Below are 25097 nucleotides of genomic sequence, written 5' to 3' on the forward strand. Positions count from 1 at the left end.
TGGTTACACGGTCGATGCCGCCACAGCATCCTAGTGCTACTAAAAATCCATCGAGAGCCTAACTGGTCTCAATGGGTTGCGTACGATAAATCTACTTGTGTGCGTGAGCCGACTCTCTGTGAAAAATAATTTTATACCCCAATACCCGTAAGTTCTTGCCCACCACTAAAAAAGCAGCCAACCCCAACAAAAGGTTAGCTGCTTCGTTTAAATCATCGTATATTTACGCCGTTACAATCCGGCTGAATGGAAGTAAAGCCTACTCCCACTCGATTGTCGAAGGCGGCTTGCTCGTAACATCGTACAGGATACGGTTGACGTGATCCACTTCGTTGACGATGCGGACGGAAATCTCCTGTAAGACATCCCATGGAATGCGCGCGAAGTCCGCCGTCATCCCATCGATGGACGTGACGGCCCGGATACCCACGGCATAATCGTAGGTCCGGCCATCGCCCATGACCCCGACACTCTTAATATTTGGTAAGACGGTAAAGTATTGCCAAATATCACGGTCGAGGCCGGCCTTCTTGATTTCTTCACGCAGAATCAAGTCACTATCGCGAACAATTTGTAACTTTTCTGGCGTGATTTCACCCAGAACCCGAATCCCTAAACCGGGACCAGGGAACGGCTGACGCCAAACGAGGTCGCTTGGCATCCCTAATTTTTCACCCAACTCACGGGCTTCATCCTTGAACAGGGAACGTAGGGGTTCAATCAGCTGGAAGTGCATGTCTTCCGGCAACCCACCCACGTTATGGTGAGACTTGATGGTTTGCGCCGTGTCCGTCCCACTTTCAATCACGTCGGTGTACAACGTGCCTTGGGCCAAGAAGTCGATACCGTCGAGCTTTTGGGCTTCGTCGTTAAAGACTTGGATGAATTCATTCCCAATAATCTTACGTTTCTTTTCGGGTTCAGTGACACCAGCCAGCTTGCTCAGGAAACGGTCTTGCGCATCGACTTTAACGATGTTCAGACCAAACTTCCCTTCCAGGCTCGCCATCACTTGTTCAGCTTCACCCTTTCGCAACAGGCCGTGGTCCACGAAGATGCTGGTCAGTTGCGTCCCAATAGCCTTGTGCAAGAGCACACCGACCACGGAGGAATCGACCCCACCGGACAGGCCCAACAAGACCCGCTTGTCACCGACCGTCTCACGGATATGCTCGATCTGCAGGTCAATGAAGTCGTCCATGGACCAGTTAGATTTTGCGCCACAGACATCAAAAGCGAAGTGTTTCAAGATGTCATTACCGTATTCCGTGTTCCGAACTTCCGCGTGGAATTGAATCCCATAGAAGTTGCGGTCAACGTCTTGCATAGCAGAAATCGGGCAATTTTCGCTCGTTGCCACGCGTTCAAAGCCATCAGGCACCTGGGTCACTAAGTCACCGTGACTCATCCATACCGTCTGCGTCTTTGGCGTGTCCTTGAACAGTTTGGCATCGTCACTTAATACCGTGATGTCAGCCCGCCCATATTCCCGGTTATCAGCGGATTCAACTTTCCCGCCAGCCAGGCTGTGGGCCATCAGTTGCATCCCGTAACAGATACCCAAGATAGGAATCCCTAACTTGAAGATCTCTGGGTCAACGTTAAAGGCACTGCTATCGTACACACTGTTAGGTCCCCCGGAGAAAATAATCCCCTTAGGGCCCCAAGCCTTGATTTCAGCCGCACTCATGGTGTGGGCCTTTAGTTCAGAGTAAACGCCCATGTCACGAATCCGGCGCGTAATCAATTGATTGTATTGACTTCCGAAGTCCAAGACGATAATTTTATCGAATTTGGACATATCAACGTTTGCCAAGCCATTCACCCTTTCTTCTTTTTAAACATTGGTTATATCATACCGATTTCTGAAACGCGGGTCAATATAAATCCACCACAATCGCTTCACCCGGTGATGGAAAATTTGCTTGGTCTCCACGGTCTACACCTGCGGCTGACAGCCCCGTGCCACCTGTGGGGCCCGGCAGAAGCCAAAAAGCGGTCTTCTACCTCGCCTTGGAGCCTTGTAAAAACCACAAGTCTCCAAGGTCGGCCCGTGCTGTAAGGTCGGAAAAATCCCGGCCTAACAGCACCGACACAGGTGGCACGGGGCTGTCCTCCTCCGGTTCCGACCAAGCAAATTTTCATCTCGGTAAACCTATTCATCAAAGGATGCTGCTCAAAATCACCTATACTGACGTAACCTTTTGGCACGAGTACAACTAATCTAGTTCACATCATTTAAATTTAACAACTGTTCACCAGCAGCACACCAGCAGAGCCGCCAACTCGCTATCTGCGGTTCAAACCAGTGTCAGCCGCAGGGCTGGTGAAAATGGACTCAGCCGTGGGAGTTGCCTTAGCGGGTTTCCCGCTTAGGCAACTGATATCTTTGAGACTCGATTCTTGAGGCTCAAAGTAAGCTCGGAGACCGCCCTTCGGCTTCGGACGTGCGCCCACAGCGTCACGGCCCAGTTTTCACCAGCCCGGAGGCGCAATTCAAACCAGTTTCAACCGCAAATGATAGTAAGTTTGGCGGTCTAGCTGGCGGCGTTGTGTGGCGATGAAACCGAAGTCGGCCGCCAGCCCCGCCAGCGAACTCCCCGGCCGCACATCCATCCCCATCGCCGGCAATCGACTCTGCCGCGCGCGATGGATGGCGTCGCCCAGCAGCCACTCATCAAACCATTTCTGCTGGTAGGTCTTGCCCTTGGAGCGGTTACGGACTGTCAAGAGATCCAGATACCACTCGTCCGGCAAGGCCCGCGGCGTCACCACGAGCTGTTGGGGCACCGTTAACTGTTGCCGTTCAAACAACGTCGCCCACTGATTATCCAGCGTCCGCTCAGTTGCGGCGGGATACCCGTAAGCCACACCGACCGCCACACCCTGATTTTGATAGACTCTCGCCTGCGGATACCCGTAGCGAAAATCAGGCTGGTGGTAGCCGACAAATAACATTTGCGATAACTGTTCCTTGGTCACGCGGCGTAGGCGTCTGAGCTGGCGGCGTTCCACCTCGTGGAGCACCAGCATGGCCACGGCGTCCGCGTCCACAATCGTTGCGTCTCGTAACATCGCGCCGCCCCCTAGTACTTCCGCAACAACAAGCGGTCGATGCGGTGGTGGAAGGATTTATGCAGAATCATGTCCGCGCGATTACGCGTGGGTAAAATGTATTCCGTTAAATTTTTCAAATCAATGTCACGCCAAACCTGCTTACCCTTCGCGATGGCTTCCTCGTGACTGACCGTCGTATAAGGATAGTAATAGTTGGTCGGGTCCTGAAAAGCCGTTTGCAATAACAACTCGAACCGTTCCAAGAACCAACTCTCAATCAGCGTCGGATCAGCATCCACGTACAACGAAAAGTCGGTGAAGTCGCTAACATAAATCTGTTCATTGGTCGGTAACTGCAGGGTATTAATCCCTTCGACAATCAAAACGTCTGGGTGCACGATGTATTCAAATTGATCTGGCACGATGTCATAGACCTTGTGCGAGTAAACGGGGGCCTTAATTAGCTCCTGCCCCGCCTTAACGTCGTTTAAAAACTGAATCAGTGACGCCATATCATAGCTTTCCGGAAAGCCCTTGCGCGCCATCAGATTGCGTTTTTTTAATTCCTCATTGCTGTATAAAAAGCCGTCGGTCGTAATCAGCTGAATGCGTTGCCCCTCAAAATAGTGATTGAGCAACACTTCTAGCAAGCGTGCCGCCGTGCTCTTACCCACGGCCACACTGCCGGCGATGCCGATAATAAATGGGACCCGCCGCGGCTTTTGCTGGAGAAAGGCCGCCTTGTCTTTTTGTAATTGGCGGTAGTGGTTAAATTCCAAGTGTAATAAATGCACCAACGGAATGTACACGTCCTGAACGTCTTGCAGGGAAATCCGGTCGTTAAACGCCTTGATCTGCCGCAGACTTTCCTGCGTCAGTGGGAGCGTTGCGTCATCGGAAAAGGCCCGCCACTGGGCGCGGGTAAACGCATTGTAATTGATGGGATCACTCATGGAGACACCTCTACTTTGGTTAAAATAAACTGTTGTGCTGGGTCTTTCCGCCTGCGGGCGTTTAGGCTAGCCGGCCTGTGGGGCCCACCCGAAGCCAAAGAGCGGTCTTCGGGTTCGGTTTGAGCCACGAAAGTCACGTATCTCAAACGCGTCCCGTGCTGTAAGGCCGGAAAATCACCGGTCTAACACCACCGACACAGGCGCTGGCAAGCCTAACGCCCTCCGGCTCCAAGACCGACCATCCGTTGATTTAAACCCGCACCAGTGTCTAAGATTCTAAGCCTTGGCACTGCTTGTTTTATACGCACAACAGGTCAAACAATTAAATCCTATTATACCGCAGATACGCTGGTTACCGGGCATGATTTCACCAGAATGGCAGCGGATTCAGTCAAGACACTTTATGGACACAAAAACATCCCCCACTAGCCCAAAGGCCAGTGGAGGATGCGTTTCATTTCTTAGATAGTAGCTTTAAACCATTTCATACTCATCCGCCGGCACGTCACTCAATAGCGGTGACAACTCGCCGACCGCAATCAGGCTCAAGCGGTGCATGGCTCGCGAGCAGATGGTGTACAGCAGTTGCCGTTCGTCATCCGCGTCATAGCGGCTGGCCGAGGCCTGCCACACGATGACGCCGTCAAATTCCAGCCCCTTGGCCAAAAAGGATGGCACCACGATGGTCCCCGGTGCGAGCCGTTGGTTTTCAGATTGGATCAACGTCACCGCCACGCCGGCCGCCTTCAAGCGCTCCGTCAGGTCGCGACAGTCCGCCAAGTCCTTGCCGATGATGGCCGTGGTTTCGTCCTCTTCCTCGTTTTGCTTGATTTGGGCGATAACCTTTTGCAGGCCAGTTTCCTCATCAGCCGCCACCGTCATGGTTGGCAGCTCCCCTTCACGGGCAAAGGCGGTCACGGCTTCCCCATTTTTCAAAATGTGCTTAGTGAAGTCGGTGACCTGTTGCGTTGACCGGTAAGACTGCGTCAACTGGACGACGCGCGTCTTGTCGGGGTCAAACATGGTGCTCAGCTCCTGCAGCAGCGTCCCGCTATTTTCCTTGGTGAAGATGGCCTGGTTGAGGTCCCCTAACATGGTAAAACGAGCTCGTGGGAAGCTGAACTTCAGGAACGCCAGTTGAAAGGCGTTATAGTCCTGAATTTCATCCATGAAGACGTAGCGCATGTCACGTTCGCCGGATTTCCCGGTCATCTTGTCGTACAGGTACAGGTACGGCGTGGTGTCGACCAGTTGCATCCGGTGGTCACGCAGCTTTGCCACGGATTCCTCGACGCTGGCGTTCCAGTCGGCCACGGTGACCTGGTAGTCGCTCAGGTCGATGCGATTCGGCATGTCGCGGAGCATGTGGACGTACTGATTGTTGATGCTCAGAAAGCGCGCCCGCACGATGGCCTTTCGAATGGGTTCAAAGGCCTTCATGACAACCTTACGCGCCAAGAACTGCATTTCCTTTTCGGAGGAATCGAACTCCCGGGGGTCATCCCCGTACAGCGTGTCCAACTGTTCCTTGCTCAAGTCTTGAATCGTGTCTTCAACCCACTTGGTCTTCATTTCGCTGGTGATGCGGCGGTTGAGAATCCGAATCAGGGCTTCCTTGGTGGCCTGTAGCCGGTTGCCCAGATGGTAGTTGCGGTTGAAGCTGTAGTAGATTTCCTGAATCTTTTCCTTGGGGATAAAGACGTCGCCCTGGAACTTGATGTTACGGAAGACCATATCCTTGGCTTCCAAATGATCGGCGTAACCGGTCACGGCATCAAAGAACGCCAGGCTCCCCTTCATCTGATTGATTTTCTTTTGCGCGGGAGTGTTGGTCTCGTCAAAGCGTTGGGCCAACGTTTCCACTTCAATTTTTGGCAAACGACGGCCAGCGTACTGGTAATACGTCATTTGGACCATATTGTGCTCGCCTAATTCTGGGAGCACCTGGTCGATGTAATCGTTAAATAATTGGTTAGGCGAGAAGAGCATGACCTGGCCAGCGGTTAAATGCCCGCGGTACCGGTACAAGAGGAACGCGACCCGCTGTAAAATAGCGGCCGTCTTCCCGGAACCCGCCGCCCCCTGCACGAATAACAGGTCGGAGCCGGTGTCCCGGATGATTTGGTTTTGTTCCTTTTGAATGGTGGTCACGATGCTCTTCATCTTGGTGTCGGAATGCTCACTCAGGGCCGACAGGAGCATCTGATCGGTGACCGTCTGATCCGTGTCGTACAGAGTGATGATGGTACCGTCTTCAATTTGAAATTGGCGCTTTAGCTTGACGTCCACCGTCTGCTCGCCATCCGGCGTTTGGTAGCTGACGTTTCCCAGCTCGCCATCGTAGTAGATGCTGGAGATGGGCGCCCGCCAGTCATAGATCAGGAAGTGGTCGGGCGTGTCGGAGAAGGACCCCAGACCGATGTAAATGGTTTCCACCTTGGCTTTGGGACCTTCCTGGAAGTCGATTCGGGCGAAGTAAGCCTTCTGTTCCAAGCGTTTGAGCGTACTCAGTTCCGTCGTCGCATGTTGCCAACTGTTCTGCCGTTCGGCCAGCATTTGTTGCTGTTGCCGCACGGAGAGCGCCGTTTCCAAAATCCCTTCGTAACTATCCGTCTTGATTCGTAAATCATTGACAAAGTTCTTCCGGATCCCGGCCTCATCACTCTCGGCTACGTCGATCCGTTCCTTAGCTTCCTTTTCGGCGGTCTTGATCTTTGTGACCACCGCGTCTAAATGTTCTTGCTCGTGGGCCTTGATTGAATCTGGCAAGCCAATCCCTCCTCAAATAACTGGGTAAACAACTACCACTTAAAATTACTGTATGTTAAATCCGTTCTGCCTGCGTCAGTTAGGTATGCCACCCCTGTGGGGCAACCCTTTGAAGCCATAGGGCGGTCTTCACAGGCGGCGGTTCCATACCTAACTGACTCCGTCGCCACTCATATGGTAATTGTGGTGGCTAAATTAATTTATTTCATGCACCAACTTTATTCCATAACTCTATTTTAGTCTAACCTACTAGATAAGTCATTGTCTTAACAGTTAGGCCGAATGATTAGTAAGGCGACCTACCGACGTCAACAATGAAACCAACAACATTAATCAACTATGCATGACTACGGGCTAAACCGATGGACACCACCGAGATGGTGAAAATCGACCAACCACATTGATTGTCACTGGCATGGCCAGTCTGAGCGACCAGAGGCGTATCAAGCCGCCCAGCTGTGTCGACGTTCTTAGCTGCGTGATCTTCACAGCTTAGAACGTGGGCCGACCTTTGAGACCGATTTTGGGCTCAAAGTCGAGGTGGCAGACCGCCCCTCAGGCTGGAACCGGGCCCCATAGCAGGGCGGCTTGAATCCGCCGCCGGGAGCGTCCGTACCGCCGATGTCAGTGACGGGCGTTCGCCCACAGCGTCACGGCCTATTTTCACCAGCCCGGAGGCACCAGCAACGACTAAAATTAAACCCGTATCAAGCATAATTCGACTTTCCATTTTACACGTGTTCAGCCTATAAAGAAAGTAAACTGACCGGCGTCAAACCAGTTCCTTCACGCGAACTTTGGTATAATGTAGGGGAACTTTTTTTGAGGGGATGAAACGATGGATCAAGTATCCTTGTTAATTATTTTAACCGCCGCCCTGGTGACGCCGCTGGTCATGGCCAAATTCAAACTGACCGTGCTACCGACCGCCGTGGTGGAAATTTTGGTGGGAATCCTGTTGGGCCCTAGCGTCCTCAACATCGTTCACAGCAATTCGACGTTGTCCTTACTGTCGAGCACCGGGGTCATTTTCCTCCTGTTCCTCAGTGGGATGGAAATCGACTTCAGCCTGTTCAGCCGGCGCAAGGTGCCGCAGACCCCGTTAGCGGCCAAAGCGGCCGGGAGTGCGCCCAAGTACTCGCCGGTCTTTCTCGCCGTCTCAAGCTACGCGGCCATCATGGTCAGCTCGCTGTTGCTGGGCTTCATTTGCCAATGGACCGGGCTGTTCAAGGACCCGTGGCTGGCGGCCATTATCTTCATGACGATTTCTTTGGGGATCGTCATTGCCACGCTGAAGGAAAAGGAACTGCTGAGCAAACCATTCGGACAGACCGTCCTGTTGATTGCCGCGTTGGGTGAAATCATCCCGCTGTTTTCGCTAACGATTTACGCATCCGTCTTTGGTGACAATAGCAAGTCCCTGTGGCTGCTCCTGCTGGTCTTCCTGGCGGCCGGGGTGCTCTTTCGCCGGTTCAAGCCGTTCTTCACCTTCTTTGACAGCATCAACAAGTCTACGACCCAGCTGGACATTCGACTGGCCTTCTTCCTGATTTTTAGTCTGGTGGTCATTGCCGAATCCGTGGGGGCCGAGGGTATCCTGGGCGCCTTCGTGGCCGGCATCGTGATGAAACTCCTGCAACCACAGGAAAACACCATGGTCCGGCTCGATGGCATCGGGTACGGGTTCTTCATCCCCATCTTCTTCATGATGAGTGGGGCCGACCTCAACCTGCGCACGCTGCTGGCAGACCCGGCAACCTTGCTGCTGATTCCGGCCTTCTTTGCCGCCTACCTGCTGTCCAAGGCCGCCGTTTACTTCATCTTGCGGTTGCGGTTCAAACGCGGTAACGCCTTTGCAGGGACCGCCATTTCCGCGGCCACCATCACCATGGTCCTGGCCGTCTTGCAGGTTGCCAAGTCCATGAAGGTCGTCACCTCGCAACAGTCTGGTGCCTTCCTACTGGCCGCCATTTTGACCTGTGTGCTGGGGCCCCTGCTCTTTAACACCGGCTACTCCGCCGAGGCTGAAGACCTGAAGAAGTCGACCGTCCACTTCATCGGGACCAACCTGCTGACCGTGCCCGTGGCGCAACAGCTGGCCGATAGCTGGTACGACATCAGTATGTACACCGACAAACCTGACAATTACAAAACTTATAACTCCGAGGTCAACGTTCACCTGCTGGATTCATTGGAAAGTGACTACGTGGAGGCTCAGGATGCCTTCGACGCGGATATCGTGGTTCTCGGTCATTTCAACGCCAACAAGAATTATGAGCTGGCCAAGGCCGCTAAAGCCTACGGGGTCAAACGGGTCATCGCCCGCTTCGAGGACCGCAACGTGTTAGACGCCCGCGAAGACGAGCTGACCGACCTGGGCATCGAGGTCTACAACACGCCGAACGTGAACATCTCCATGCTCCGGAGCCTGATTGAAACGCCAACGACCTTACGCCTGTTGACCTCAACGACCGCCGCCGTCTACGAAGTGGCCCTCCACAACCGGCGCTACACCGGCCTGGAAATTCACAGTTTGCCATTTGTTAAAGACATCACCATCAGTCAGATTTTCCGGGATGGTCACTTTGTTCGGCCAACCGGGAGTACCACGCTAAAGCTGAATGACCGGATCATCTTCACGAGCAATGCGGAAACGGCTCGTGACATCCGGCGCGAACTAGGCATTTTAAACTAAAACTGTTAAGATATTAACCAGTTGTATGGGTACCAAACTGATGTTACCAGCGCCTTGCCGGGCAGAAAAAATGAGCCGGAACGCTGGGGGCAGGACGGCCGAAGCCAAAGAGCGGTCTTCGCCCTCGCTTTGAACCGCCCAAATCGCGTTTCAAAGTCGCCATTCTTTGAAGAACACAGAGAATCCCCCGGCTGAGCTCATTTTCGCTGCCCTCTCGGCTACACTGCGAGTGCCCACACCATTGGTTATGTCTTTCAGTTAGTTACCACCTATGTATTGGTAACTAACTGAAAGTAGCTGTCATTTAACGAACAGTTGACCTTATCCATGGTCTAAACGTTTATCAGCCGCAGGGATGGTGAAAATAGGCTCAGCCGTGGGAGTTACCTTAGCGGCAAAGCCACTTAGGTAACTGATATCTTTGAGACTCGTCCTTTGAGGCTCAAAGTAAGTCCGAAGACCGCTCTTTGGCTTCGGACGTTCGCCCACAGCGCCACGGCCTATTTTCACTATCCCGGAGGCAATGACAGCGAGCAACAGACCATGGAGGAAGTTCTTTGAAGAATAGGAGAGATTGAGATGGCAACAGTTGAACTTTACTTGGTGCGTCACGGCCAAACTTATTTGAACAAATACCACCGGATTCAAGGGTGGTCCGACTCTCCGCTGACCGCTAAGGGAATCGCCGATGCAAAACGTGCCGGCGAGCGATTGGCGAAGATTCCTTTTGCCGCTGCCTATGCCAGTGACACGACGCGGGCCCAGAATACGGCGAAGAACATTTTAGCCGCTAACCAGGCCCCCGTTGCTTTGACGACGGAACCCGCCTTCCGTGAAGAAAACTTTGGGTATTTCGAAGGCCTCGACACCGGTCTCACCTGGCACACGCTGGGTACGCCGGTTGGCCTGGACTCTTTCAACGCCATGATCAAGGAATTGACGATTGAAAAGACCAAGGACATGTTTCACGCCCAAGACCCCTTCGGCGATGCTGAAGACAACGCGATGTTCTGGGCCCGGGTACAACCAGGTTTGGACCACGCGATTGCCGCTGCCAAAGATGGCGACCGCATTCTGATTGCCACCCACAGCACGACCATCCGCAGTATCGTTTCCAAGTACTCGGACATCGACGTCTCCGTGCCGGTCGATAACGGGAGTATCACCAAGATTACCGTTAAGGACGGCACCTACAAGGTGAACGACTACAACAACTCTGAGGGTAAGATTAAATAGTCTCTTACTAGCCTACTGACAAGCTTTTGTTGGCGGGCTTTTTATAACGAAATTTGTAAGCGCTTGGCAGGGTTGTCCGGGTTAGAATATGCTATATTATAAGCATGAAAAAGACTGGCGTTCGAGCACCGACCTTACAAGCCACTTCAAGAGCGGAGACAGTAACGACGAATGAGTCGCCCTAACCCGTCAAAGATTTAGGGGGCGGCTTTTGAATATTTCCGATTGTTATGACAATCAACTATGGATTTGAACGATGTTTAGGGCTATGGAATTGATTTCAAATTCTCTATGCTTTCACACTAATTTGAGTGGCTTGAATAGGCATTCGAGTCAGAATATGCTATATTGTAATCATAGAAAAAGGCCGGCGTTGGACCGCCGACCTTACAAGCCGCTTCAAGAGCGGAGACAGTAACGACAGATGAGTCGCCCTAGCCTGTCAAAGCTTATACAGGGCGGCTTTTTTGATTACTTTCGATCGTGACGATCGATTAGTATCATCAATGTGGCAAACGCCAACATCAATGATAGCGCTTGAAACACGCTCATGGACTGTGAAACCTTTCTTTGGGATTTTTTCCATACGCTTCACCTCAGAAGGAAAAAGACAGCCCCCGCTCACAAAACTTCCTGCATTTCCCAGTGTAACAGAGTTATCGCCATTCCCTCGGTAAGTCGACTTACAAATAATTCAATAAACCGTTCCATCTCTATGGCCAGCAACTAATCACGGTTGCTGGCCCTTTTTGCATCCTCCAAGTACATAAGCTGTGTAGCCAACTGTGAATAGTTTGTACCAAGTCAGCAAATTAAGTTGGGCTTCGGGCTTCGGGCTAAACCAGCGACCTGGTCAACGCACAACCAGGAGCCGGAGGAAGCCAGGGCGGAGACGGCTGTGTCGGTGATGTTAGGCCGGTGGGCTTCCCGACCTTACATCACGGGGCGACTTTTGAGATGCCGACCCTGGCGGCTTAAAAGCGAGCTGGAGGAACCCTGGAAGCCGCAGGCGGCCATCCCCCACTCCACTGTCCTTGACCCAAAAGCCTTTGACCTAAAGCCCCGAACCAAGCCCAAAGAAAAGCACCGCAGCCAGGAAAACAGCTGCGGTGCTAAAACACTTACTTGCGAATCAACGAAGCCTCGTGGGCCCGTTGGGTGTACATGTCAATTTCATCATCGGCAGCCCGCACCCAGTGACGTGGGGCGATTTCAACCAAATGACGTTCCTTGCCATCGTTTTCACCGCTACCGTCGTACGCAATCTCTTCCCGGGTCCGTTCGAACTCAGGGTCAGGGACAGGCACAGCGGACAGTAAACTCTTGGTGTAATCATGCAAGGGGTGGGCGTAAATTTCGTCAGAGTCGGCGATTTCTAGCATCCGGCCGTAATGCATAACCCCGATCCGGTCCGAAATGTATTTCACCATGGAGAGGTCATGGGCGATGAACAGGTACGTTAAGCCCTGTTCACGCTGGAGCTTCTTCATCAGGTTGACCACTTGGGCCTGGATGGAAACATCCAAGGCTGAGATAGGTTCATCGGCAATCACGAACTTAGGATCAACGGCTAATGCCCGCGCAATCCCAATCCGTTGCCGTTGCCCACCAGAGAATTCGTGGGGGTACCGGCTGGAGTGGTCCTTGTTCAGACCCACAGTTTCCAGCAAGTCTTCCACCCGCTTGGTCCGGTCGGCATCGTCCTTAGCCAAATGGTTAATGTCGATACCTTCGGCCACGATATCCTTGACCTTCATCCGCGGATTTAAGGACGCGTAAGGATCTTGGAAAATCATTTGCATATCTTGACGGAATTCGCGTTGGTCGTCTTTACTAGTAAAGTTATCCACGTTCTTGCCGTTAAACAAGATTTCACCTGAGGTAGGTTCGTACAAATGGATGATGGCCCGACCGGTCGTGGTCTTCCCAGAACCGGATTCACCAACAAGACCAAAGGTTTCCCCGCGGTAGATATCAAACGAGATATCATCGACGGCGCGAACCTCATCGGCCTTACCCACGTTGAAGTATTGCTTGAGGTGCTTGACCTCGAGGATTTTTTCGGCATTTTCGTAGTCCATTATTGCTGTTCCTCCTCTTCTTCAACTGGGACACTTGGCCGTTGCTTGGCGACCAAGGCCTGTTGCATCTCAGCGTACTTCTTTTGCCGCGCCACGATTTGGGCTGGCGGCGTGACCTTTGGTGCATCCGGATGGAGCAACCAAGTGGCCGCGTAGTGCGTGTCAGAAACCTTAAAGAATGGTGGTTCTTGTTCCGTATCAATCTTCAGGGCGTACGCGTTCCGGGCAGCGAAAGCATCCCCGGTTGGTGGATCGAGTAAGTCAGGTGGCGTCCCAGGAATCGATGGCAATTCATCCCCACTCGAATCAAGCGTTGGCATGGAACTCAAAAGGCCCCACGTGTACGGATGCTTCGGGTTGTAGAAAATTTCATCGACAGTCCCGTATTCCACGATCTTCCCGGCATACATAACGGCGACCCGGTCGGCCATGCCGGCCACGACACCCAAGTCATGCGTGATAAAGATGATTGACGTGGAAATCTTGTCTTGCAGTTCCTTCATCAGGTTCAAAATTTGAGCCTGAATCGTCACGTCCAAGGCGGTCGTTGGTTCATCGGCAATCAGAATTTCTGGATAATTGATCAAGGCAATCGCAATCACGATCCGTTGCCGCATCCCACCAGAGAATTGGTGCGGATAATCATTGATCCGGTTTTCTGCATCGGTGATCCCAACTAATTTCATCATTTCCAAGGCTTGTGCCAAGGCTTTTTCTTTCTTCATACCCTTGTGGACCATCAGCGGTTCGGCAATTTGCTTACCGATCTTCATGGTTGGGTCCAGTGAGGTCATTGGGTCTTGGAAAATTTCGGCGATATCTTGTCCCCGGAATTGTTCCATTTCCTTGTCGCTCTTCTTCAACAGGTCTTGGTCCTTGTATAGGATCGAGCCACTGGTGATGTCGGCGTTACGGGCGTTTAATCCCATAATCGTCCGGGTGGTCACGGATTTACCGGAACCAGATTCCCCAACGATGGCTAAGGTTTCACCCTTCCGCAGATCAAAGCTGACGTTCCGGATGGCCTTAACGTCACCGGCGTAAGTTTTGAAATTAACCTGCAGGTTGCGTACTTCCAAAATGTTTTTATCGTTCTCCATGACGTTAGTTCACCTACTCTTTCGTCCGCGGATCAAAGGCATCCCGTAAGCCATCACCCAGAAGGTTAAAGGCTAACATGATGATGGAAAGAATCAACGCTGGCCACCACATTTGATATGGTAGGAATTGGAAGTTCTTCTGTCCATCGTTCAACAACGTCCCTAGTGAAGCCTGTGGTGAGGAAATCCCAATCCCAATGTAGGACAAGGTGGCTTCGAAGAAGATGGCGTTAGGGATGGTAAACATCGTGTTAATGATGATCACACTGGAGAGGTTTGGCAGAAGATGCTTGAAGGCTATCTTCAGCGGTCGCTCACCCAGCGTTCTCGCCGCCAGAATGTATTCTTGTTCCTTTATCTCCATCGTTTGCGCTCGGACTAGTCGGGCCATGTTGGTCCACGATGTCAGCGCGATGGCAATGATGATTGAGGTCATCCCGGGTTTCAGAATCAAAATCAACAGGACGATAACAACTAGGTTAGGGATGGACAAGATGATTTCAATGATACGCTGCATAATGGTATCTATGCGGCCACCTTTCCACCCCGAGAACATCCCGTAGGTCACCCCAATCGTTAAATCAAAGAGGGTCGCCACTAACGCAATGATCAAGGAGATCCGAGTCCCGTAGAGAACCCGTGAGAACAGGTCCCGGCCTAAGTAGTCGGTCCCCATGATGTAAAACTTGCTGGAAGCCCCAGCCTGCTTATAAGCATCGATTCGTTGACCCGCTTGGACCAACGTCCCGTTGAAGCCGTTGATGCCAATACCAGGAATCTTAGAAGGTAAGTTGGCGTATGACGGGTTCACGGCGTTCGGGTTGTGTGGTGAGACCACCAGGGACCCAAAGGCCATGATGAACACGATGGCTAAGACAATCAAGGATACCCAAGCACCCTTGTTCTTCCGCAACCGGCGCCATGCATCTTGCGCGAAGGTTAACGAAGGCGCCGCAATTTTTTCACTGTCGAGCGCTGCCCGGTCATCGGCATTGATTCGCTTAAAGCTATCTTCAGGGAGTTTAACTGTATCTGCCATTTATTTACCTCCTAGTTAGCCTTTCCTGTGATCCGGATCCGTGGGTCCACGATACCGTATAAGATATCGGTGAACAACAGAACGACACAGAGCATGAATGAGTAGATGATGGTCAAGCCCATGATGGTTGGGTAATCGTTCGTCAAGACGGACTTAACGAATTGTTCCCCGATACCAGGAATGGAGAAAATGTTTTCCACAACCATGGATCCAGTCATGATGTTCACAGCTAACGGTCCAACGATCGTAATCAACGGAATCAAACTGTTCCGCAGCGCATGGTGGTAAATAACCCCCGTACGACTCAACCCTTTCGCTTTGGCCAATTCAATGTAATCCGAACTGAGCACGTCGACCATTTCGGTTCGGACGAACCGCGCCGACTCGGCTAGCGGCGTCGCTCCTAACGCTAGGGTTGGCAAGACCGTGTAGATAAAGCCACCCCATTCGGCGATTGGGAACCAGCCCAATTTCAACCCCAAGTAGTATTGGAGTAAAACGGCTAAAACGAAAGATGGAATAGAAATCCCTAAGATAGAAACAACCGTAGCCGTGGTATCAACCCACGAGTTCTGCCGCATGGCCCCAAAGGCCCCGACAATGATCCCAACGATGACCCCTAAGATCATGGCTTGCAGCCCAATCTGCAAGGATGGTCCGATCCGACTTGAAAGCAAGTAGGACACTGGTTGGTCGCTGAATTGGAAAGACGTTCCGAAGTTACCCCGCACAGCCCCTGCTAGGTACAGCAGGTACTGTTGCCAGACTGGCTTGTTCAAACCATATTGTTCGTAGATCAGCGCAATCTGACTCTTGGACAACTTAGCTTGGTTAGTCAGTGGCGTCCCGGGTAACAACTTCATTAGGAAGAACGTCAAGGTAATAACGATGAATAAGGTCAGGATCAGGTAAAAGATCCGTTTTGCTAGATACTTTGCCATTTGTTTACCTCTCAATCAGTAGACTTATTTGTTACCGTTAAGTCGTTAAACTTAACAAGAACTCCACGAAAATAACAAGATGATAAATGATTGCAATAATATCGAAAAGTAAGGACCAACTCGCGTTAATCCTTACCCCGATAAAGCTTATTTAAGTCGGGCCTTCGCCTGACCGTCATAACTGATTTAAACGTGTTGCTTACTTAGCAATGTAAGCGCGACTGAAGTCCCAGTTAGCACCGGTTGGGAAGTAAATCAATCCCTTGACATCGGACTTGACCAGTTGGGCTTTCCCTTGTTGGTAAACGGGGATGATCCCTTGGTCATTTAAGATAGTCTTTTGGGCGTTAACCATGTCATTCCAACGAGCAGTGTTGTTGTTGGCATCTTTACCAGTGGCTGCGGCAACATCCTTGTCGTAAGCCTTGGAAGACCACTTCCCGTTGTTGTAAGAGTTACCTGAAGTGAACAGAGACAGGAATGAAATTGGGTCAGGGAAGTCAGCACCCCAAGCAGAGATAACGGCATCGAATTGGCCATTTTGTGAACGGCTCAAACGCGTCTTGAATGGCAAGTTACTGTTGGTAACCTTTAAGCCATCCAACTTAGCCCATTGACTCTGGATGAATTCGGCACTGTTCTTACCGGCTGGCGTGTCATCGGCCATTAAGGTCAGTGAGTAGCTAGAACGGCCCGTTTCCTTCAAAGCTTGTTTCCAAAGCTTCTTAGCCTTGGCCAGGTCTTGTGAAGTTGCGGCTGGAACAGCAGCATCAGTGTTGAAGTCCGTTCCCTTGTTTTCAGCTAAACCAGTTGAAACTAAGCCCTTTGAAGCAGTAGAACCATCAGCTAAGACCTTGTTGACGAATTGGTTCCGGTTGATAGCCAGTGATAAGGCTTGACGAGCCTTCTTGTTCTTCAACATTGAATCTTTCTTTTCGTTCAATTCAATGTAGAAGGTTGAGGCACTCTTACGTTCAACATATTGCTTGTCGTTCTTGTAGTTCTTAGGTTGTTGACCACTCAAGTAAGTTGCGTCAAGCTTGCCACTTTGGTACTGACTCAAAGAAGTTTGGGGATCCTTCATCGTCTTGAAGTTGATCTTCTTTAGTTTAACATTCTTAGCGCCCCAGTACTTAGTGTTTTTGCTTAATGTCCAGTTATCGGACGTCCCAGTCCAGTAAGTTAACTTAAATGGACCGTTGTAGACGTTATCTTGGGCATTCGTTGCGTATTTCTTACCGTATTTTTGAACAACTGATTCATTTTGTGGGAAGAACATTGGACTTGCAACCAATGAAGGGAAGTAACTAGTGGCTTGTGTTAACGTTACAACCACCTTGTAGTCCCCTTCGGCCTTAATCCCTAAGCTAGAAACTGGCTTCTTCTTGTTCATGATGGCGTTGGCGTTCTTAACCTGCGCGTACATGTAAGCGTATTGTGAAGCGGTCTTAGGGTTAACGGTCCGTTGCCAGGCGTAAACGAAGTCTTTAGCGGTTACCTTGTCGCCGTTACTCCAGTTAGACTTACGCAAGTTGAAGGTGTAAGTCTTACCATCTTTGGACTTGGTGTAGCTCTTAGCGACCCCTGGGTGAATGGAACTGTTCTTGCCGATCCGGAGAAGACCTTCACCGGTGTTGTTCATCGTTTCCCCAGAAACAACATCCGTGGCGGTAGAAGAATCCATTGAAGGTAATGCGGAATTTTCCATCCAGTTTAACGTCTGCTTGCTAGCCTCGCTAGAACTGTTTGATGATGATCCACACGCTGCAAGTAACACAGCGGCAAATGTCGCGACCGTTCCGAGTTTGACTGCCGAATTGATTTTCATTTTATAATCCAACCCCTCTTAGTTGTTTGATAAATAAATTGACAACCTCAAATTTGATATTGCAATTGTATATTAGAAAACAATTAAAATCAATGGTAAAAGCTAATTTAATTTAAAAAAATTTATCAAAACGTTGTTGCACCGCGGTTTAAAATAAAAAATTAAAATCTGATGTCACATTTAAAACGCGCGGAATTTTCGTTTTCTGTATACCGTATACAGAAAAACAGCATAAAGTTACGATGCTGAATGACTGTTATAACAGCAATGGTTACGGTTACACAGAGTTAGTAAAACCTTTTATTAGAGTTCAAGGAGCGCACCCCAGCGGGATTCCGTCGCAAATGGTGCCGCTACCAGTTAAATAATTAATCCGTCAAAATCGGTGAATTCTAATATTCATTTTTCAAAAATAGTCATTCTAAGTTTTCCGTAAGAGTGGCAAGCTGAAAACATTAAGGTGTTTATAACGTGGAGACAGCCCAGAAGTCCCCTCCGAGTCCACACACGGCCGTTTAGCCCCCGACCCCCGGTAAATTCCTACATATACAAAAACAGGACTGACACGCCCAGTTAGAGGGGTATCAGTCCTGAAAAAAATTATCAGTTGTCTAATTCTTGAAAAATAAGTGTTAGCAGTACTGTCAGGCCAGGAAAATGAGACAGTTCCGGCCGATGTGAGTGACCAGAGGTGGGCCAAGCCGGCCAGCTGTGTCGGTGTTCTTAGCTGAGCGATTCTTCTCAGCTTAGAACACGGGGCGACCTTTGTGACCGCCTTTCAGGCACAAAGTCGAGGTCCCAGACCGCTTCTCAGGCTGGGACCGACCCCATAGCAGGCCCGCTTGAGACCACTGCCGGGAACGGACGTCACCGAACACCTCTCATTTTCACTGCCGAAGCGGCTCCGACTAGCTTACTTAGCGATGTAGGCCTTGCTGAAGTCCCAGTTGGAACTAACTGGGAAGTAAGTGACGCCCTTAACCTTTGACTTAACCAATTGTGGCTTGCCACTCTGGTAAACCGGAATGATCCCTTGGTCCTTCAACAGAACCTTTTGGGCATCAATCAGATTTTGCCACCGGGCAGCCGGCTTGTTGGCGTTGGTCGTCGTAGCTTCCTTGACCAGCTTGTCGTAAGTCTTGTTAGACCATTTCCCATTGTTGTAGGAATTGTCGGACGTGAACAGAGACAGGTCGGTGATTGGGTCTGGGAAGTCAGCGCCCCAGAGCGTCACCACGGCGTCGAACTGGCCACTAGCAGAACGGGAAAGCCGCGTCTTGTATGGCAAATTAGAGTTGGTGACCTTGAAGTTAGGCAGCTTCGACCATTGACTCTGAACGAATTCGGTCGTGCTCTTGCCTTCAGCGGTATCGTCGGCCATCAGGGTCAGTGAGTAACTCTTACGCCCAGTTTCCTTTAAGGCTTCGTTCCACAACTTCTTAGCCTTAGCCAGGTTGTGTTCGGTAGCGGCAGGAATCGTGCCCTCAGTCGCAAAGTCCTTGCCGTTGCGGATGGCCAGACCACTCGTGACAATCCCGGTTGCGACCTTTGACCCGTTGTCGAGCACTTTGTTCACAAATTGATTCCGGTTGATGACCAATGACAAGGCTTGACGCGCCTTCTTGTTCCGCATCATGGAATCCTTCTTCTCGTTGAGTTCCAGGTAAGCGACCCGGGAACTGTTCCGCGCATGGTATTCCTTGTTGTTCTTGTAGTTCTTCGGTTGTTGGCCACTCAGGTAAATGGCATCGAGCTTGCCACTCTGGTATTGGCTCAAAGCCGTTTGGGGATCCTTAACGGCACTAAATTTGATGTGCTTAAGCTTAACGGACTTGGCATTCCAGTACTTCGTGTTCTTCGTCAGCGTCCAGTTGTCAGACGTCCCGGTCCAGTAGCTCAGCTTAAAGGCCCCGTTGTAGACGTTGTCTTGGGCGTTGGTGGCGTACTTCTTGCCGTATTTTTCCACGACGCTTTGGTTTTGTGGGAAGAACGCGGTTTGGGCGACCAGCGTTGGGAAGTAGCTGACGGGATGAATCAAAGTCACTTGGACCTTGTAATCCCCGACGGCCTTGATGCCCAGCGTGGAAACGGCCTTCTTGCCATTCATGATGGCGTTGGCGTTCTTCACGTCAGCGTAGAGGTAGGCGTATTGGGACCCCGTCTTCGGGTTGACTGTGCGTTGCCAGCCGTAAACGAAATCTTTGGCGGTTACTTTATCCCCGTTGCTCCAGTTGGATTTCCGGAGATTAAACGTGTAGGTCTTGCCGTCCTTAGACTTGCTGTAGCTCTTGGCGACGGCGGGATGCGTGGTACTATTCTTGCCAAACTTCAACAGACCCTCACCTGTGTTGTTCAGCGTTTCACCGGAAACGACGTCGGTTGCCAACGAACTGTCCATGGTTGGTAACGCGGAACTTTCCATCCAGGTCAAGGTTTGATCCTTGGCTTGGCTACTGCTGCTAGAAGATGAACCACACGCGGCTAACGCAATGGTGGTTAGCGCGGCGACCGTCCCTAACTTAATGACTGATTTAACTCTCATAAAATCCGACCCCTCTAAGTTAGTATGCCTAAGCAACTTTGTTGATAAAGACCACTATAAATTAAAATCAAATGAGAATCAATACCAAATTCTCATTTTCGAGAGTTTCTGTTGGTCTTTGTCATCACCTTACCGGGCGGTCAAAATAGGCCGGAACGCGGTGGGCAGGACGCCGAAAGCCTGAGGAGCGGTCTTTCAGCTCGCTTTGAACCGCCAAGCCCGCGTTTCAAAGACGCCATTTAGTTTTCGGTGGTTCCCACCAAAAACTAAATCCCACGGCTGAGCCTATTTTGCCCGCCCTCACGGCTGACATAACACCAACCCAATAACGATTGTGGTGTTGCTTCTCAGAAATATGTAATTTCTAACTGTCTTTAGCGTTGGATTCATTCACCAGTGTGGTCACAAGTTATCTCAATGTTTCCAAATAATCCCCTCGCCTTCACACCCGAAAAATTAGCAATCACACACCCAAACACCAGCCAGTGCCAATCCAGTGAAAATACACGATCAGTATAAGTGACCAGAGGCGAGCCAAGGTGACCAGCTGTGTCGATGGTCTTAGCTGAGGTTTCTCACTCAGCTTAGTCCATGGGACAACCTTTGAGACCGCCTCTCAGGCTCAAAGTTGAGGTGGAAGCCCGTCCCTCAGGCTGGAACCGGCCCCACAGCAGGGCGCCTTGAGCTCGCCGCCGGGAACGGACCTCAAACCGCCACCCGATTTTCACTAGTTTGGGACAGTCGGAAGCCTAACAACGCTTAATTTTTCGGTGTTTGCAAAGGAACATGTTATACTCAACGTATAGACTTTAAAGGAGGGTGATCTTTTGGAAGAAACCCCACGAACACCAGTCATCACGATTGGGTTGAACGCTGGTCAAGCCACGTTCGGCTACTCGATGACTGAACTGAAAAACTTGGTAGAGGCCAACAACATGACGGTCGCTGAAGAAGTTCAGCAGTCATTGCCAAAGCCAAATCCAGGGACTTACTTTGGGACTGGTAAGGTTGAGGAATTAGCGACGATTGTTGCGGACGATGGTGTCGATACCATTGTCGTGAACGATGAGCTGTCCCCTAGCCAAATCCGGAACCTGGAGGCTGGCACCAAGGCCCGCATCATGGACCGGACCGGTTTAATCTTGGAAATCTTCGCTAACCGGGCACAATCCCGTGAAGCCAAGCTCCAAGTCCAACTCGCCATGCTGCAATACCAACTCCCTCGTTTGCACACCAGCGCTTCGCAACGGCTGGACCAACAAACGGGTAGCGGTGGCGGCGGTGGGTTCACCAACCGTGGTGCCGGTGAATCGCAAACTGAAATGAGTCGGCGGACCATTCAACGGTCGATTAACCACGTCAACCATGAACTGAAGGAAATCAACCAGGCAGCCGCCACACAACGGCAACAGCGGGAACGGAATGAACTCCCTTCCGTTGCGCTGGTCGGTTACACCAACGCCGGCAAGTCCACATTGATGAACGCCCTGGTTCGTGAATTTGGTAAGAGCGAAGAAAAACAGGTCTTCGTGAAGAACATGCTGTTCGCCACGCTGGACACCAGCGTTCGTCAGCTGACCTTCCCCGACCAAAAGAAGATGCTGCTGAGTGATACCGTTGGGTTTGTGAGCCAACTCCCTACCCAACTGGTCAAAGCCTTCCGTTCCACGTTAGCCGAAGCTGCCAACGCTGACCTATTGATTCAGGTCGTTGACTATGCTGACCCGAACAAGGAATCAATGATGGCCACCACGGAACAGACGCTGCAAGACATCGGCGTCACCGACGTGCCAATGATCACCGTCTTCAACAAGGCCGACCTGACGGAAGCCCACTACCCGAACCGCGTAGGTGACCAACTCATCCTGTCAGCCAAGGACCCGGCGTCCATCGATGCCCTGGTTACGGCCATCAAGGAAAAGGTCTTCCACAACTACGTAACGGCCAACTTCCTGGTCCCATTCGCGGACGGTGAGGTCGTCGCCTACATGAACGACCACGCCAACGTCTTGGACACCAACTACGAAGCAGAAGGCACGGCCCTGAAGGTTGAACTTCAAGAAGCCGACTTCGACCGCTTCAAAAAATACGTTGTCACCGAATAATTTGCACACCAAAGGCATCCCCCGACAAATAGTCAGGCGGATGTCTTTTTGTTTACGATAAATGAAAAGAGCCCACCCACGCCAGTTCCAACGAACTGAAGTGAGTGAACTCAATTTACGTCTAAATATAACTAAACCAATCAAATACCAAAACCAAGGCAACCGCCACCGGACAAACGACCAGCGCAGTCCGGGCTAAACAAGTGTCAGCCGCAGGGCTGGGAAAACTGGGCCGGTCGTGGGAGTGACCAGAGGCGAGCCAAGGTGCCCGGCTGTGTCGATGGACTTAACCATCTTACAAATTCACACAACCAAATACCTAAGCACAGACAACGGCCACCTGAACAAACGACCAGCGTAGTCCGGGCTAAACAAGTGTCAGCCGCAGGGCTGGTGAAAATGGGCTCAGCCGTGGGAGTTGCCTTAGCGGGTTTCCCGCTTAGGCAACTGCTATCTTTGAGACTCGGTTCTTGAGGCTCAAAGTAAGTCTGGAGACCGCCTTTCGGCTCCAGACGTGCGCCCACAGCGCCACGGCCCATTTTCACCAGCCCGGAGGCGCTGCAACAACACACAAGTTTAGCCCAAAAGACTAAGCTTGGCGTTTTTCCAGGTAACGAGCGAGGACGGAAAGGCAGTAGCAGACCACAAAGTACATCAAAGCAATCGCCACGAACATCGGAATGATGTAGTTGGTGTTTTGCCCATAAATAATCTGTGACCGGTACAGCATTTCCGGCAAGAGAATGATGGTTGCCAGTGACGTGTCCTTGACCAGTGAGATAAATTGACTCACGATGGCGGGAATCATCTTGACCATGGCTTGGGGCAAGACAATGTGCCACAGCCCTTGCCAGTAGGTTAACCCGTTGGCGCGGGCCCCTTCCATCTGGCCGGGGTCGACCGCTTGAATCCCGGAGCGGACAATTTCTGCCAGCATGGTGGATTCAAAGATGGTCATGGCGAGAATGGCCGCTGGAATAATTTCTGGCTTGACCCCCAGGTTAGGTAACCCGAAGTAGGTGAAGAACAGAATTAAGATCAACGGTAAATTCCGAATGATATCGATGATAAAGCCGACGATAGCTGAAAAATACTTAATTTTTACGTAGCGGATGATCCCAAGAATCGAGCCAATAATGAAACTCCCAATGATGGACACCACGGAAACCAGAATCGTGATTCCCAGTCCACCAAACAGGTAGCGTAAGTTATCTGGGGAGTAGGCGTCAATAAAGTTTTGTAACATAATTTATTCTCCTCCCCTAAGCTAACCGTTTTTCTAAGTAACGCATGTAGTAACTGATTGGCATCGTGATGACCAGGTAGAGAACCCCGACCGCGGAGTAAGCCGCAATGGTTTCCAGTGAACTGGACGCGATGACGTTCCCTTGGTACATCAGGTCAAAGCCACCCACGAAGGCTAACGTTGAGGAGTTCTTGACCAGGTTCACGAATTGGTTGCCCAGTGGCGGAATGACGTACCGAAAGGCTTGGGGCAAGATGATGAACCGCATGGCCTGCCAGAAGGATAATCCGTTCGCACGGGCCCCTTCCATTTGGCCAGGGTCAACGGACTGAATCCCAGCCCGTACCGTTTCGGCGATAAAGGCGGACGTGTAGAGCGTCAACCCAATCGTCCCGGCGGTAAACCCGTTCATCTTGACGACGTACAGCGGAAAGACCACGTAGAAGAACATGGTGATAACCAGCAAAGGAATGTTCCGGAAAATTTCGATGTAGACCCGGGCCACGCCGCGGGCAAACTTACTTGGTGATTCTTCTAGTAAAGCGAAGAGCGTTCCCAAAATCAAACTGAAGATCAAGGCGAGCACACTGCACAGCAACGTCTGCCCTAACCCGTACAGGAGGGTGCCTCCGTAATTTGCAAAGATATGAATCATTCTTTAGCCGCCTCCTTGTAGTCAAAGCCCTTCACGTTGTGGAACCACTTGTGCAGGAGTTTGTTATAAGTGCCATTGGCCCGTAACTCGGTCAAAGCCTGGTTCGTGGCGTTTCTAAACGGCATCTGGCCCTTGTCCATGGCGATCCCGTAAGGTTCGGACACGAACGTTCCCCCGGTGACTTCATAACCCGGGTTTTGAACCGACATCCCGTATAAAATACCGTTATCGGTGGTCAGCGCTTGGCCTTGACCGGACTTCAATGCCGTCATGGCTTGGGCGTAGTCGGTCAATTGCAAGACCTTCGCGTCAGGCGCGACCTTGGCCACGTTTTCCACGGAGTCAGAACCAACGACCCCGAGGACCGTGCCCTTTTGCTTGTTTAAATCTTTAACGTTTTTAATGGAACTGCCCTTCTTGACCAGTAACGATTGACCGGCAAAAAAGTACGTGTTAGAAAAGGTGACTTGCTTGCGCCGTTCTGGCGTGTTGGTCATGGTGGCGATGATGGCGTCGATGTTCCCGTTCTTTAACATGGGCATCCGCGTTGAACTCGTCACTTGAATGAACTTGGCCTTGGCATCCTTGCCAAGCATCTGCTTGGTCAGTGCCGTCGCCAGGTCCACTTCGAACCCTTTGATCTTCCCGTCTTTGGTATCTAGCAACCCGAACAACCGGGTATCCGCCTTGACACCCCAAGTAATCGTCTTGGATTGTTGGTCGGTCTTGTACACGTTCCGTGCGGACAACGGCTTGCTGCCACACGCACTAATCACGACCGTCAAGGCAACCAGGGAGAACAGCAGGCCCAAACTGCGAATTAATTTTTTCATAGTGAGCGTTCCTCCCC

General features: G+C 51.2%; 17 protein-coding genes. 3 read left to right on the plus strand and 14 right to left on the minus strand.

What is annotated here, in order from left to right; genetic code table 11:
- Window positions 1–259: 259 nt before the first annotated feature.
- The 4 genes from guaA to helD form a co-directional block, all read right to left on the minus strand.
- Window positions 260–1801, minus strand: coding sequence for a glutamine-hydrolyzing GMP synthase (gene guaA, locus JUF22_RS02225; RefSeq protein ID WP_203643638.1), 1542 nt, complete (start codon window positions 1799–1801; stop codon window positions 260–262).
- A 695-nt stretch (window positions 1802–2496) separates the two neighbouring features.
- Entirely contained in the window at window positions 2497–3075 is a 579-nt protein-coding gene (locus JUF22_RS02230; protein ID WP_203642891.1) for a hypothetical protein, read from the minus strand.
- A gap of 11 nt (window positions 3076–3086) precedes the next feature.
- Window positions 3087–4010, minus strand: a complete 924-nt coding sequence (coaA, locus tag JUF22_RS02235) for a type I pantothenate kinase (protein ID WP_125765875.1) — start codon at window positions 4008–4010, stop codon at window positions 3087–3089.
- A gap of 474 nt (window positions 4011–4484) precedes the next feature.
- Entirely contained in the window at window positions 4485–6779 is a 2295-nt protein-coding gene (helD, locus tag JUF22_RS02240; protein ID WP_203642900.1) for an RNA polymerase recycling motor HelD, read from the minus strand.
- A gap of 838 nt (window positions 6780–7617) precedes the next feature.
- On the opposite strand from helD, the gene JUF22_RS02245 reads away from it, so the two are divergent.
- Window positions 7618–9474: a cation:proton antiporter family protein gene (locus JUF22_RS02245; protein ID WP_203642902.1), complete on the plus strand. Its 1857-nt coding sequence runs from the start codon at window positions 7618–7620 to the stop codon at window positions 9472–9474.
- Between the two features lie 579 nt (window positions 9475–10053).
- Window positions 10054–10710 (plus strand): histidine phosphatase family protein, encoded by a 657-nt coding sequence (locus JUF22_RS02250; RefSeq protein WP_203637500.1) that lies wholly within the window; start codon window positions 10054–10056, stop codon window positions 10708–10710.
- A 471-nt stretch (window positions 10711–11181) separates the two neighbouring features.
- On the opposite strand, the gene JUF22_RS13890 is transcribed toward JUF22_RS02250, so the two are convergent.
- The 7 genes from JUF22_RS13890 to JUF22_RS02280 form a co-directional block, all read right to left on the minus strand.
- Window positions 11182–11262 carry a putative holin-like toxin gene (locus JUF22_RS13890; protein WP_225893638.1) on the minus strand — a complete coding sequence of 27 codons (81 nt, stop codon included), beginning with the start codon at window positions 11260–11262 and terminating at the stop codon, window positions 11182–11184.
- 569 nt (window positions 11263–11831) lie between these two features.
- On the minus strand, window positions 11832–12791 hold the full coding sequence (locus JUF22_RS02255) for an ABC transporter ATP-binding protein (RefSeq protein ID WP_125765880.1): 960 nt from the start codon (window positions 12789–12791) through the stop codon (window positions 11832–11834).
- Complete coding sequence (locus JUF22_RS02260) at window positions 12791–13891, minus strand: ABC transporter ATP-binding protein (protein ID WP_125765881.1); 1101 nt, start codon at window positions 13889–13891, stop codon at window positions 12791–12793. Before JUF22_RS02260 ends, JUF22_RS02255 begins: the two co-directional genes overlap by 1 nt.
- A 13-nt stretch (window positions 13892–13904) precedes the next feature.
- Window positions 13905–14930 (minus strand): ABC transporter permease, encoded by a 1026-nt coding sequence (locus JUF22_RS02265; RefSeq protein WP_203637501.1) that lies wholly within the window; start codon window positions 14928–14930, stop codon window positions 13905–13907.
- 11 nt (window positions 14931–14941) lie between these two features.
- On the minus strand, window positions 14942–15871 hold the full coding sequence (gene opp3b, locus JUF22_RS02270; RefSeq protein WP_203642904.1) for an oligopeptide ABC transporter permease: 930 nt from the start codon (window positions 15869–15871) through the stop codon (window positions 14942–14944).
- Window positions 15872–16070: 199 nt separating this feature from the next.
- Window positions 16071–17699 (minus strand): peptide ABC transporter substrate-binding protein, encoded by a 1629-nt coding sequence (locus JUF22_RS02275; protein WP_203642906.1) that lies wholly within the window; start codon window positions 17697–17699, stop codon window positions 16071–16073.
- 913 nt (window positions 17700–18612) lie between these two features.
- Entirely contained in the window at window positions 18613–20241 is a 1629-nt protein-coding gene (locus tag JUF22_RS02280) for a peptide ABC transporter substrate-binding protein (protein ID WP_203642908.1), read from the minus strand.
- Between the two features lie 827 nt (window positions 20242–21068).
- On the opposite strand from JUF22_RS02280, the gene hflX reads away from it, so the two are divergent.
- Window positions 21069–22346 (plus strand): GTPase HflX, encoded by a 1278-nt coding sequence (gene hflX / locus JUF22_RS02285; protein WP_203637504.1) that lies wholly within the window; start codon window positions 21069–21071, stop codon window positions 22344–22346.
- A gap of 589 nt (window positions 22347–22935) precedes the next feature.
- On the opposite strand, the gene JUF22_RS02290 is transcribed toward hflX, so the two are convergent.
- Genes JUF22_RS02290 through JUF22_RS02300 form a run of 3 tightly spaced genes read right to left on the minus strand, consistent with a single transcriptional unit; the run spans window position 22936 to window position 25080 of the window.
- On the minus strand, window positions 22936–23592 hold the full coding sequence (locus JUF22_RS02290) for an amino acid ABC transporter permease (RefSeq protein WP_125765887.1): 657 nt from the start codon (window positions 23590–23592) through the stop codon (window positions 22936–22938).
- Between the two features lie 16 nt (window positions 23593–23608).
- Window positions 23609–24247 carry an amino acid ABC transporter permease gene (locus tag JUF22_RS02295; protein WP_203637505.1) on the minus strand — a complete coding sequence of 213 codons (639 nt, stop codon included), beginning with the start codon at window positions 24245–24247 and terminating at the stop codon, window positions 23609–23611.
- Window positions 24244–25080: a transporter substrate-binding domain-containing protein gene (locus JUF22_RS02300; RefSeq protein ID WP_203642910.1), complete on the minus strand. Its 837-nt coding sequence runs from the start codon at window positions 25078–25080 to the stop codon at window positions 24244–24246. Before JUF22_RS02300 ends, JUF22_RS02295 begins: the two co-directional genes overlap by 4 nt.
- Window positions 25081–25097 lie beyond the last annotated feature (17 nt).

It is taken from the genome of Levilactobacillus lanxiensis (genome assembly GCF_016861655.1).
Lineage (GTDB): Bacteria > Bacillota > Bacilli > Lactobacillales > Lactobacillaceae > Levilactobacillus > Levilactobacillus lanxiensis.